9 protein-coding genes are annotated in these 12,466 nt (G+C 72.1%); 7 read left to right on the top strand and 2 right to left on the bottom strand.

Features of this window, described 5'->3' with window-relative positions; translation table 11 throughout:
* Window positions 1-15 precede the first annotated feature (15 nt).
* The 5 genes from ACWD38_RS07710 (at window position 16) to ACWD38_RS07690 (ending at window position 6,967) form a co-directional block, all read left to right on the top strand.
* Window positions 16-1,611: an IS1634 family transposase gene (locus ACWD38_RS07710; protein WP_184479893.1), complete on the top strand. Its 1,596-nt coding sequence runs from the start codon at window positions 16-18 to the stop codon at window positions 1,609-1,611.
* Window positions 1,612-1,711: 100 nt separating this feature from the next.
* Entirely contained in the window at window positions 1,712-2,428 is a 717-nt protein-coding gene (locus tag ACWD38_RS07705; protein WP_184479892.1) for a DJ-1/PfpI family protein, read from the top strand.
* A 219-nt stretch (window positions 2,429-2,647) separates the two neighbouring features.
* Window positions 2,648-3,946 carry an enolase C-terminal domain-like protein gene (locus ACWD38_RS07700; protein WP_184479891.1) on the top strand — a complete coding sequence of 433 codons (1,299 nt, stop codon included), beginning with the start codon at window positions 2,648-2,650 and terminating at the stop codon, window positions 3,944-3,946.
* Window positions 3,947-4,389: 443 nt separating this feature from the next.
* Complete coding sequence (locus ACWD38_RS07695) at window positions 4,390-5,592, top strand: sialidase family protein (RefSeq protein WP_450123617.1); 1,203 nt, start codon at window positions 4,390-4,392, stop codon at window positions 5,590-5,592.
* Between the two features lie 214 nt (window positions 5,593-5,806).
* Window positions 5,807-6,967: a sialidase family protein gene (locus tag ACWD38_RS07690; RefSeq protein ID WP_184479889.1), complete on the top strand. Its 1,161-nt coding sequence runs from the start codon at window positions 5,807-5,809 to the stop codon at window positions 6,965-6,967.
* 93 nt (window positions 6,968-7,060) lie between these two features.
* On the opposite strand, the gene ACWD38_RS07685 is transcribed toward ACWD38_RS07690, so the two are convergent.
* A complete protein-coding gene (locus tag ACWD38_RS07685; protein WP_184479888.1) occupies window positions 7,061-7,789 on the bottom strand; it encodes a class I SAM-dependent methyltransferase in 729 nt (242 codons plus the stop codon).
* Window positions 7,790-7,883: 94 nt separating this feature from the next.
* Here ACWD38_RS07685 and ACWD38_RS07680 point away from each other — a divergent pair, with 94 nt between their 5' ends.
* On the top strand, window positions 7,884-8,492 hold the full coding sequence (locus tag ACWD38_RS07680) for a TetR/AcrR family transcriptional regulator (protein ID WP_184479887.1): 609 nt from the start codon (window positions 7,884-7,886) through the stop codon (window positions 8,490-8,492).
* A 70-nt stretch (window positions 8,493-8,562) separates the two neighbouring features.
* On the opposite strand, the gene ACWD38_RS07675 is transcribed toward ACWD38_RS07680, so the two are convergent.
* The gene (locus tag ACWD38_RS07675) at window positions 8,563-9,801 is read right to left on the bottom strand and encodes a PucR family transcriptional regulator (RefSeq protein WP_184479886.1); all 1,239 of its coding nucleotides are present in this window, start codon (window positions 9,799-9,801) and stop codon (window positions 8,563-8,565) included.
* A 267-nt stretch (window positions 9,802-10,068) separates the two neighbouring features.
* On the opposite strand from ACWD38_RS07675, the gene ACWD38_RS07670 reads away from it, so the two are divergent.
* Complete coding sequence (locus ACWD38_RS07670; RefSeq protein ID WP_450123616.1) at window positions 10,069-12,420, top strand: molybdopterin cofactor-binding domain-containing protein; 2,352 nt, start codon at window positions 10,069-10,071, stop codon at window positions 12,418-12,420.
* The last annotated feature ends 46 nt before the right edge of the window (window positions 12,421-12,466 follow it).

The raw sequence follows: 12,466 nt of genomic DNA, 5'->3' as shown, positions 1-12,466 counted from the left end.
TGTATTACCTAAAGGGTGTCTTCGATCATCGGCAAACGGGTGAACGGCCGGACGTACTACTACGCCGCCGACTCGGCCCGGGTCGACGGCAAGCCGCGCATCGTCGCCCAGCGCTACCTGGGCACGGCCGAGGACGTCGAAGCCGCGCTGAACCGGGCCGCCGCGGAACCGGAGCACACCCGCCACCTCCCGTTCGGCGAGGTGGCCGCGGTGTGGGGCGTGATCCGGCGCCTGGACCTGGCGGGCATCGTCGACGAGGTCGTCGGCAGGCAGCGCGCGGCGGTCTCCGCGGGCACCTGCCTGGCGCTGGCGGTGCTGCACCGGGCCACCGCGGGCCGCACCGATCCGGGGCGCTGGTGGCCGGAGGTCTCCCGGCTGATCCGCCCGGAGCCGCCGGTGCCGCTGTGGGACCGCGCTCGCTTCCGGCGCGCGATGCGCCGCCTGGGCCCGGTGGAACGCGGCGAGGTCGAGGCGCGGGTGTCGGCGGCCGTGCGCGATCAGCTGGGCGCCTCCGACGGCCTGCCCGCGCTGATCGTGGACGTGCCGCACCTGGGTGCACCGGCGGTCCCGGATCGCGGTGAGCTCGCCGGGATGAGCGTGCTGGTGAGCCGGGACGGCGCGATTCCGCTGCTGGCGCACGAGCACCTGCGCGACCGGGACGACTGCGCGCCCTACGGCGTGCTCGCGCACCGGCTCGCCGAGCGGTACCGCGAGCACGCGGGCGCGGGGGAGATCACCGTGGTCTACGACGCGGGCACCCACCCGCGGCCGCACCCGGATTCGGGGCTCGGTTTCGTGGGCGGCCTGCTGCCCGGCGACCACCCCGAGCTGCTGGCGTACCCGGCGACGGCGCGCCGCCCGGTGGACCAGCGGCGGTTGCCGGGGCTGACGGCGCTGGACACGCGGATCGTGATGGACGGGGTGAGCAGGCGCGTCATCCTCACCCACTCCGAGACGCTGCACGCGGCGCAGGCGCGCGGGTTCACCGAAGCGCTGGGCCAGGCGGCGCGGCGCCTGGACGGGCTCGCCGAGGCGCTGGCCGCGGGCGGCAACCGGCGTTCGCGGGACCACGTGCTCGCGGAGATCTCCCGGATCACCCGGGTGCGCTGGGTGGAGCGGGTGCTGGTGACGGCGCTGCACGGGTCGACGCCGGGCGAGATGCGGCTGCACTGGCACATCGACGGCACCGCTCGTCGCCGGGTCGCCGCCGAGTTCTTCGGCAAGCAGCTGCTGGTCACCGACCGGGATTCGTGGCGGGCCGCGGACGTGATCACCGCCTACCGCGCCCGCTACCACCTGGACTCCACGTTCGGCAGGCTCAGCGCGCCGCAGTCGCCGGGAGGCGGGGACGCGATCGCGGTGCACCGGATGATCTCGGTGCTGGCGGTGGCGGTGCTGCACCTGATGCGGCAGGAGGCGACCGAGGCCGGACTGGACCTGTCGGTGCGGGAGCTGTTCGAGCAGCTCGCCGACATCCAGGAGACGGTGCTGCGCTACCCGTCTACCGGAGGCAGGCCGCGCACCCGCCGGGTGATCACCGATCGCACCGAGGTCCAGCAGCGGCTCTACGACCTGTTCGGTCTGGACGCGTCGGCCCCGGGCCGCCGGTGATCGGCGGGAACTCGGCGGAACCTGTCCATTTCGCCCCGGTCACCCGGAGTCGATCATCCTTAGCGTGAGGTCATCGGACCGACCGAACGACGGAGAACTGATGACCGACAAGCTGATTTCCGCCCTCGACGCGGACGTGCCCGCCCGCACGGTGGCGATGCTGGTGTTCGACGGCATGACGCTGCTGGACCTGGTGGGTCCGCAGGCGGTGTTCACGGCAGCGGGCATGCGGGTGTCGCTGGTCGCGGTCGCACCGGGACCGGTGCGCTGCGACAGCGGGGTGCGGATCGTGCCGACGACCACCACCGAGGACTGCCCGGCCGAGGTCGACGTGCTGTTCGTGCCCGGCGGTGACGTCAGCGAGGTGATGGCCGACGAGGCGGCGCTGGCGTTCCTCGCCGACCGCGGCGCCACCGCCGGGTACGTCACGTCCGTGTGCACCGGTTCCATGGTGCTGGCGGCGGCCGGGCTGCTCGACGGGCACCGGGCGGCGACGCACTGGAGCACCCGCGAGCTGCTGGGCCGGCTCGGGGTGGAGGTGGCCGCGCAGCGGGTGTGCGCGGACGGCAACCGGATCACCGGCGGTGGTGTCACGGCGGGCATCGACTTCGGGCTGACGCTGGTGGCGAGGATGTTCGGCGACGACACCGCCGAGTTCGCGCAGCTCGCCCTGGAGTACGACCCGGCGCCGCCGTTCGACGCGGGAAGCCCGGAGCGCGCGAATCCCGAGAAGGTGGCGTGGATCCGCGCGGCCCTGACGGACCCGGAGACCCCGCTGGTCGCGGCGGTCGAGCGAGCCCGGCGCCCCGTGGCCTGAGCTCCGTCTCGCCGGAGGGAGGAATCCCGTGCGGGACAACGGGATTCCTCCTACCGTCGGGCGTTCCCTCTGGTGGGGGCGAGCGCGTTTTTGCAGAATGGTCTTCGTTCCGCGTCCCGTCGGCGAGGTGGCCGCTGAGATTCCGCCCCCGATCCGTCACGCGAACCGTTCCGCAAGGACTCGGCACGCGCCGGGGCCGACCGCAGCGAGGAGCCGCCGATGACCGCCCGCATCCTGGACTTCGAGACCGTGGACCTGCGGTTCCCCACGTCGCGGGAGCTCGACGGTTCCGACGCGATGAATCCGGCGCCGGACTACTCGGCGGCCTACCTGGTGCTGCGCACCGACCACCCGCGCGCCCCCGAGGGCCACGGGTTCACCTTCACCATCGGCCGCGGCAACGAGCTCGTCGTCGCCGCCGTCGAGGCCGTCGCGCGGCGGGCGACCGGGCTGCCCGTCGAGGAGATCACCGCGGACCTCGGCGGCTTCGCCCGGCACCTGGCCGCCGACAGCCAGCTGCGCTGGCTCGGACCGGACAAGGGCGTGCTGCACTTGGCGACGGCGGCCGTGGTCAACGCCGTCTGGGACCTGGCGGCGAAGATCGCGGGCGAACCGGTGTGGAAGCTGCTCGCCGACATGCCCCCGGAGCAGCTGGTCGACCTGGTGGACTGGCGGTACCTGCGCGACGAGCTGAGCCCGGCGGCGGCGCTGGACCTGCTGCGCGCCGCGGAACCCGGCCGCGCCGAACGGGAGCGCCACGTCCGCGAGTCCGGCTATCCCGCCTACACCACCAGCGCGGGCTGGCTCGGTTACGACGACGACAAGCTGCGGCGGCTGTGCCGGGAAGCGGTGGACGCCGGGTGGGGTTCGGTGAAGCTGAAGGTCGGCGCGGACCTCGACGACGACCGGCGGCGCTGCCGCATCGCCCGCGAGGTGCTCGGCCCGCAGCGGCGGCTGATGATCGACGCGAACCAGACGCTCGGCGTGCAGGACGCGATCCGCTGGCACCGTGGCCTCTCCGAGTTCGACATCCACTGGTTCGAGGAACCCACCAGCCCCGACGACGTGCTCGGGCACGCCGCGATCCAGCGCGCCATCGCCCCGACGCACGTCGCCACCGGAGAGCACGGGCACAACGCGGTGATGTTCAAGCAGTTCCTGCAGGCGGAGGCGATCGGCATCTGCCAGCTCGACGCGTGCCGGCTCGCCGGGGTCAACGAGGCCGTCGCGGTGCTGCTGCTGGCGGCGGCGCGCGGTGTCCCGGTGTGCCCGCACGCCGGGGGAGTGGGCCTGTGCGAGCTGGTGCAGCACTTGTCGATCTTCGACTACGTGGCGGTGAGCGGCTCGCTCGACGACCGCGTCGTCGAGTACGTCGACCACCTGCACGAGCACTTCGTCGACCCGGTCCGGATGCGCGACGGTCGCTACCTGCCGCCGGAGGCGCCGGGCTACAGCGCGGAGATCCGCCGGGATTCGTTGCGCCGCTTCAGCTTTCCCGACGGCCCGGAGTGGTCCTGAACCGCCGCCCTGGCACCGGAACCCCACCGGCGCCGGGCGGCGGAGCTGGGCCCTACCGCGCCAGGCACATGTCGAGGCCGAAGACCTCGTAGGGCCACTCCGCGGTCCAGCAGTTGCCCGCGCACCGCGCGCAGGAAGGGGGGCGGACCGCAGAGGTAGGCGGTCGCGCCGTCCGGGACCTCGACACGGTGAACTCCACCGCGTCGGCGTGCGCGCCGGTGAGGCTGTACTGGCGGAACGTTCGCTCACCGGCCGGAGGGGCGAGACGTCGATCGGGCAGCGATGAATGCCCGATCGACGCCCGGGGTGGCGCCGTGTCGCGGTATGGCGCGACGGCGCTCCTGACGACACTGAGCACCGATCACCGCGTGACGTCGCGGGCAGGTGCGCGGTGCGACCGCGCCGGAGAGGGGACGATGGCGGTGCCGAAATCGGGAGCACGGGTGAGCGCGGTGCTGGCCGCGTTGCTGCTGGGGGCCACGGGATGCGGGGCGGTCGCCGATCCGGCCGCCGAGACCGCCGCCCGGGACACGTCGGCCGGCGGTACGCGGCTGGCGGAGGACAACGGGAAGTTCCCGACGGCGGTGCGGTTGCGGCACTCGGGCGAGGCCGACGGAACGGTGCTCGCCGCCACCATCAGCTTCCCCGCGGGGGTCGCGCCGATCTACCGGAGCACCGACGGCGGCGCGACGTTCACCGAGGTCTCCCGGATCCACGACCCGTCCTTCGCGACCGGGTTGTGCTGCGGCAGCCTGCTCGAACTGCCCCGGCAGGTCGGCGACATGGCGCCGGGAACCTTGCTGTGGTCGGCCAGCGTCGGCGCGAACGGTCCGGATCCGGACCACCCGCGGCCCCCGGACGAACCGAACGACGATCGGCGGATGTCGACGCCGGTGTTCCGGAGCGACGACCACGGGCTCACCTGGAACCGGCTCGAACAGCCCTGCGCGACGGCCGCGAACAAGGACGGGCTGTGGGAACCGGAGTTGGCGGTGACCGACGCAGGGCGGTTGCAGTGCTACTTCTCGTACGCGGAGGAGAACGAGGACTTCGCGCACAGCCAGCGGATCGTCCGGACCACCTTCGGCGACGGCACCTGGTCGGAGCCGGAAGACGTGGTGGTCTTGCCGGAGAAGGACCGGCGGCCGGGGATGCCGGTGGTCCGGCGGCTGCCGAACGGGAAATCGGTCATGTCCTACGAGATCTGCGGCCGGCCCGGCACTCATGACTGCGCCGCGCACTTGCGGACGTCGCCCGACGGCGTCGACTGGGGCGCTGAGACCGACCGGGGCACGCCGGTCGAGCTGGACGACGGCAGGTTCTTCGCGCACGCCCCGAAGATCGCGGTGATCGACGACGGCACTCCCGACGGGCTGCTCGTCGTCGTCGGACAGCAGCTCAAGAACGCGGACGGCAAGACGGCGGACGGCAACGGCGGCACCCTGCTGGTCGGCGAACATCCGGGAACGGCGGAGTTCACCGCCTCGACCGCCCCGGTCCACGTGCCGAGCGCGGACGGCGCGTCGTGCGGGAACTACAGCTCCGCGCTGGTCCCGCTGGACGAGCCCTCGCAGATCTTGGAGATCGCGGCGGACCAGGACGAAGGCGAGCGGTGCCACGCCTACTTCGCCACCGGTCCCCTCTGAGGGGGCCATTCAGAATGATCTTTCGATCGATGTCTTGTCAGAGCGACCAGCCGCGCAGGTCGTTCTGAAAGGACTCCTGAGTCCGCTCCGGTGCGGGGGAAAGCCCTCGCCACCCCGGTGGCGGTCACCGCGCGCGGGCTCGCCGGGGCAGACTTCGGCGTGATCGCCGGGTGGTCCGTGCGTTCGCCGAACCTGTTCTGGGGAGAGTGAATCCATGCGTGGTGCGAAATCGAGAACGCTGCTGCTGTGCGCGGCGCTGGCGGCGTTGGTGCTCCCCGTCACCGGTGCGGCGGCCGCTCCCGCGGCGACGGGAACTCCGCTGTCCGACGACGTCGGGCTGTACCCGACGTCGGTGCGGCTGCAGCACGCGGGCGAAGCGTCGGGCGCGGTGCTGGCCGCCACCGTGAGCTTCGGCGCGGACGGCGGCACCGCCCCGATCTACGAGAGCACCGACGAAGGCACCACGTTCACCGAGGTCGGGCGGATCAGCGATCCGTCGTTCGCGACCGGGTTGTGCTGCGGCAGCATGCTCGAACTGCCCCGGCAGGTGGGCGACCTGCCGGAAGGAACGCTGCTGTGGACGGCGAGCGTCGGCGCCGAGGAGGAGAACCGGCGGATGCACCTGCCGGTGTTCCAGAGCCGCGACCAGGGCCGGACCTGGTCGTACCTGTCGACCTGCGGGACCGCTTCGGGCGACAAGGGATTCTGGGAGCCGGAGCTGGCGGTGGACGCGGGCGGCGCGCTGGGCTGCTACTTCGCCGACGAGAACGACCAGCCCGCGCACAGCCAGGTGCTGCGCCGCACCACGTCCACCGACGGGGTGAACTGGGGAGCGCCGGAGAACGTGGTGGCGCTGGAGAATCCGGGGCAGCGACCGGGAATGCCGGTGATCCGCCGGTTGCCCGACGACCGGTACTACTTCTCCTACGAGATCTGCGGCACCGGCGACGCGCACGACTGCGCCGCGTACTTCCGGCTCTCCGAGGACGGCTCGAACTGGGGCGACCCGGCCGACGCCGGAACGCTGCTCACCCTCCCGGACGGCAGGTTCTTCGCGCACGCGCCGAAGATCACCGTCGTGGACGACGGCACGCCGGACGGGAAGGTGGTGACCGTCGGCCAGGAGCTCAAGCACCCCGACGGCACGGTCGCCGAGGGCAACGGCGCGACCCTGTTCGTCAGCGACGCGCCGGGCTCGGGCGAGAACGCGGAGATCCTCGCGCCGGTCCAGGTCCCGGGCGCCCGCAACGAACCCTGCCCGAACTACAGCTCCGCGCTGACGCCGCTGGCCGATACGTCGAAGATCCTGGAGATCGCCACCGACTACGACGACAGCGGCAAGTGCCGCGCCTACTACGCGACGGGCGCGCTGTGATCCGGTAGGCCGCGGACCTGCGCGTTCGCCCGGAGGGTCGCGCGGCGCAATCGCCGGTGGGCGGGTGCGCCGCGCGCGGGGGAATCGGGGCGGTCAGGCTCGCTCGGCCCGCAGGTGCCACATAGGGATGGTGATGCGGCCTTCGTCGTCCGTGGTGATCCGCCCGGGGGGCGCGCTCGCGAAGTGCTCCCCGAAGGTGCGGACCGCGGTCTCCTCGTCGAACGCCGCGGAGTAGTCGACCTCCTCGATGCCGGCGATCCGCCAGTGCGCCCCGAAGTTCGCGCGGAGCTCGTCCTGGCTGATCGCGGCAGGGATGAACGGCGTTCGCCGCTCGACGTCGGCGAAGCACAGCAGGTGCAGCCCGGCGCCGGGCCGCGTGACCTGGTGCAGGGCCGCGGAGTACGCGGCCCGCGCGTCCTCCGGCAGGCAGTGGTAGAGCGCGCTGTCGAGGACGGTGTCGAATTCCTGCGGTACCCCGTCCATCCGGGTCGCGTCGGCGACCTGGAAGGTGACGTCGGCGCCGTGGTCGGAGGCTCGCCGCCGCGCGATCTCGATCGCGCTCGGGGAGCCGTCCACGCCGGTCACGGCGTATCCGCGCGCGGCGAGGAAGATCGCGTTCTCGCCCGCTCCGCAGCCGGCGTCGAGCACCCGGCCCCGGAACGCGCCGTCCCGTTCCAGCCGCACCACCTGCGGCTGCGGCTCACCGATGTCCCACGGGGGTTTCTCGAAGGGGACTTCGGCCAGTCCGTCGCCGCGGTACACGGCGTCGAAGTCGGTTCGTCCCAGGTCGATCGTCTTGGCGAAGCGCTCGTCGTCCGGCATCGCGTCCTCCGTCGTGTAATTAATCGGACGACCGGTAGATTACTGTGGTCGTCAAGGGTCCGCTAACCTCGGAGCCCACGGCAGGGAGGTGGTCATGGCGAGAACGGCCGGAAGCTCGGCGATCCGCACGCGGCAGCGGGTGCTGGAGGCGGCCCGCGCGTTGTTCCTCGAACGCGGCTACGCGGGAACGTCGATCCGCGACATCGCCGAACACCTGGAGATGACGAAAGCGGCGTTGTACTACCACTTCCCGGCGAAGGAGGACCTGCTGCGCGAGCTGGTCGCCCCGGTCGCGGTGGAACTCACCGCGTGCGTGCGCGCCGCCGAATCCCGCGCCGAGCCGCGGCGCGACCTGCTGCGCCGGGTGGTGGACCTGTTCGACGACAACCGCCACGTCCTGCGCGGCACCCTCTACGATTCGTCGGCCCGGCAGGTCCTGCTGGCGGAGGACGACCTCTTCGGCGGGCTCGGTGCCCTGGAGCGCGCCCTCGCGGTCTCGGGCGAGGCCGCGGATCTGCTGCTGGCCCGGTGTGCGCTGGGCACGATCCGGGGCGCGATCATCCCCGCCCGCGACGTCGACGCGCTGGCGCTGAACCGCCCGCCCGAATCCGGCATCGGCCCGGGATTGTCCGAACAGGACCGCGATCTCGTCACGGCGGCGGCGTGGGCGGCGCTCACCGCGGCGGGCTCGACCGCGAGCTGAGCCGCGCAGCGCCTCCGGCGACCGGTGCGGAGTTCGCGATCGCGGCGCTGCGGGAGTCGCTGCCATGGGGTCACGCCGAGTCGAGTTCCGGGGGCAGGCGGCCTTCGCGGCGGAGGATGGACAGCGCCAGCAGGACCTGCGGCCACACCGTCACGTCGCTGAGGTCGAGGTGGGTCAGCGACTCCAGCCTGCGCAGCCTGTTGAGCACCGTGTTCCGGTGGCAGTACAGGGATTTCGCGGCGCGCAGCGTCGAACCCAGCGACCTGATCCACACCGAGGTGGTGCGCAGCAGCTCCTCCCGCTCGGCCGCGGGCAGGGCCAGCACCGGGCCGAACGTCACCGCGACCATCCGGTCCGCCAGCTGCGGCGAGCTCAGCGCCAGCGCGTCCGGCAGGCAGTCATCGAGCGCCACCGCGCCCGGCCGGTGCGCGGGCAGCGTGGCCATCGCGAGCATCGCCATCCGGTACCCGGCGCCGACCTCCATCAGCGCGGTGAGCTCCTGCGAGACGCCGATGCGCGCCACCGCGTGCTCGCGCAGCGCGGCGGCGACCTCGCCCGCCCGGCCGTCGTCGACGCCGATGATGCCGACCTGGCACCCGGTGCGCAGCCGCCACGCCGAGCGCAGGCCGCGGCGCTGCAACGCCTGGGTGAGCCCGCGCGGGGAGACCTGGTGCTCGCCCGAGGTCTCCGCGACCGCGACCACGAAGCCGCGGCCCCGGCCCAGGTCGAGCAGGTGCTCCGCCTCGGCGCGGACCTCGGCGGCCCGGCCGTCCAGCAGAGCGTCCAGGATCATGGTGTGCCGGAGCTCGACGCCGCCGAGCATCTCCTGCTCCGAGGTGTGGTAGCTCAGCGCCATCTCGGTGGAGAACCGCTCCGTGACGCCCCACAGCTCACCGGCGGCGCCGACGAGCCGGCGCAACTCCTCCGGGCTCTGCGCGCCGCTGCGGGAGGCCAGGTCGGTCCACAGCACCTGGCCGCCGAGCCGCCAGGCGTGCAGCACCCAATCCAGCGGGCAGTGCTGCTGCGCCCGGCGCGAACCCGTGGCGCGAGCCGCGCGCAGCAGGTCCTGCTGGGACGGGCCGGAGCCCGCGAGCGTGGTGAGGATGCTGTGGATGTTGTCCCGGCAGGACCGCCACAGGTCGTCCTTGCCCACCGGCCCGTCGGGCGTGTAGACGTCGCCCCAGGTCTGCTCCACCAGCGCGTCGGCGAGTCCGGGCAGCCTGGTCAGCGAGGTGTGCGCCAGACCGGCGAGCATCCGCTGTTCCACACCGTCGACCGTCGAGCTGTCCGTGCTGGTTCCGTCGGCCATGAGCCCGCTCCTTTGCGGCTCTCGCGAGCACCGTTCGGGGAAGGCTAGTTACCCGATCACGGCAAGTCCACCACTCGCGCGAGCGCCCGCTGGGCCGTCCGGGCGCCGGATTGGAGCAATCCGCACAAGATCCGAGCGAGATCGCTGGGCGATATGTCCTCGATCACAGCGGTCGCGCTGATCAGGATGAGGCACTGATCCCACCACCGATCAACGCCGATCGATCGCCCGTCCCGCCGCGCAGGCCGGGGCGGCGAAAGGAACTCGATGGAACAGCGCCGTTCGCTCCACCCCGAGACCCCGGACGCACTCGCCGGAACCGAGCCCGGCTCGGCGGGGCTGGGCCGCCGCCGATTCCTCGGCCTGCTGCTCGCGGCACCCACCGTGGCCGCCGCCGCGCAGCTCGGGCAGCTCGCCGACCCGGCCGCCGCGCACGCGGCGCTGCCGGAACCGTCGGACATCTTCGACCTCAACGACCTGCTGACCGAGGCGGCTTTGCCGACGTCGAACCTCATCTCGGTGCAGGTCAACCCCGACGGCACCGCGTCGTTCGCGCTGCCCAGGGTCGAAAGCGGTCAGGGCATCACCACGATGGTCGCGATGATCATCGCGGAGGAGCTGGACCTGCCGGTCGAGAAGGTCGACGTGACGCTCGCTGACGCGCGCCCGGAGCTGATGTTCAACCAGTTCACCGGCGGTTCGAACACCGCGATCTCGATCTACACCCCGGTCCGGGTCGCGGCGGCCATCGCGCGCGGACGGCTGCTGCAGGCCGCGTCCGCCCAACTCGGCGAACCCGTGTCGCTGCTGACCAGCAAGCTCGGCGTGATCACCTCCGTCGCCGGGACCCAGCTGCCCTACGGGGAACTCGCGGAGAAGGCCGCCAGCGACGTCACCAAGCAGGTCGAGGCGGTGCTCAAGCCGGAATCGGAGTTCCGCGTCCTCGGCAAGCCGCAGAACCGGCTCGACGCCCGCGACGCGGTCACCGGGCGCAAGCAGTTCAGCATGGACCTCGACGTGCCGGACGCGCTGCCGACGATGGTGTGCCGGCCGCCGACCATCAAGGGCACGCCGGAATCCGTCGCGAACCTCGACGCCGTCCGGGACATGCCGGGCATCACCGACGTCGCCGTCATCTCCACCGGCGTCGCCGTGCGCGGGCGCACCTTCGGCCAGTGCATCGACGCGGTGAACGCGCTGGAGGTCGCGTGGGGGCCGGGCAGCGTCGACGGCGAATCCGACGAGACGGTGCTGGAGAAGATCAAGGCCGCCGAGATCCCGCTGGTCGTGCCGGACGTGGGCGAGACCGTGGAGGGCGAGTTCACCTTCCACTTCCGCAACAACGCCGCGCTGGAACCGAACACCGCCGTCGCCGACGTGCGCGACGACGGCGTCGAGATCTGGTCCTGCCTGCAATCGCCGATCCTGTGCAAGCAGGAGGTCGCCGCGAAGCTCGGCATCCCGCAGGAACTGGTCACGGTGCACGTCCAGCAGGGCGGCGGCGCGTTCGGGCGGCGCATGTTCAACGACGTCGTGCTGGAGGCCGTGGAGATCTCGAAGGCCATGGGCAAGCGCGTCAAGCTCATGTGGCACCGCACCGACGAATGCCGCCAGGGCCGCACGCACCCGATGTGCACCTCCCGGATCCGCGCCGGCTACACCGGCGACAAGGTGCTCACCTTCGAGCAGCGCCACACCAGCGTCGCCACCGACTACACGATGGGCTTCGCCGAGGCGATCACCTCGCTGGCCGCGCGGCTGCCCCCGCTGGGGCTGGGCAACTTCGCCGGGTTCTCGCTGCCCGTGTTCGAGCTGACCGTCGGCGTGCCCTACAAGTTCGGCGTCACGACGCAGCTGCTCAACGAGATCATGCAGTACGACACGTTCCCGACCGGCAGCAACCGCAACCTGTTCAACCCGGACGTGCGCACCGCGCAGGAGCTCATCGTCGATCAGCTCGCGGCGAAGCTCGGCAAGGACCGCTACGAGTTCCGCCGCTCCTTCCTCGACGACGAACGGCTGATCGCGGTGCTGGACAAGGTCGCCGAAGTCGGGCAGTGGGGCCGCAGCACCGAACCGGGTATCGCGCAGGGACTCGCCGTGCACAAGGAGTACAAGGGCGCGTCGGCGACGCTCGTGGAGATCGACTGCCGCCCGGAGACGGTGAACCGAGAGATCCGCAACGCCGTCACCGGTCCGCGGGTCACCAAGGTGGTGCTGGCCGTGGACACCGGACTCGCGCTGAACCCGCGCGGACTGGAAGCGCAGATGCAGGGCGGCATCTCCGACGGCATCGCGCAGGCGCTCACCTCCAGCCTGCACCTCAAGGACGGCACCTTCCTCGAAGGCAGCTGGGACGACTACTTCTACACCCGGCAGTGGAACGCGCCGCCGGAGGTCGAGATCATCGTCATGCCGCCGACGACCGGGAAGCCCGGTGGTGCCGGAGAATTCGCGGTGCCCTCGTCGATGGCCGCGACGGCCTGCGCCTACGGCGCCGCGACCGGGACCATGCCCACGAGCTTCCCGATCAACCACGGGGAGTTGAGCTTCACCCCGAAGCCGACCGTTCCGCCGCTGCCGCAGTCGCCCACCAACGGCCTCGACTTCGCGTACTGAGCCGACCTTCCCGCTTTACGCCCCGCCCGGCCGCGAAGCCGTCCGC

The organism is Saccharopolyspora sp. NPDC002578 (genome assembly GCF_053592695.1).
The sequence above is the reverse complement of the archived record's forward strand: the minus strand, read 5'-3'. Positions and strand labels throughout refer to the sequence as shown.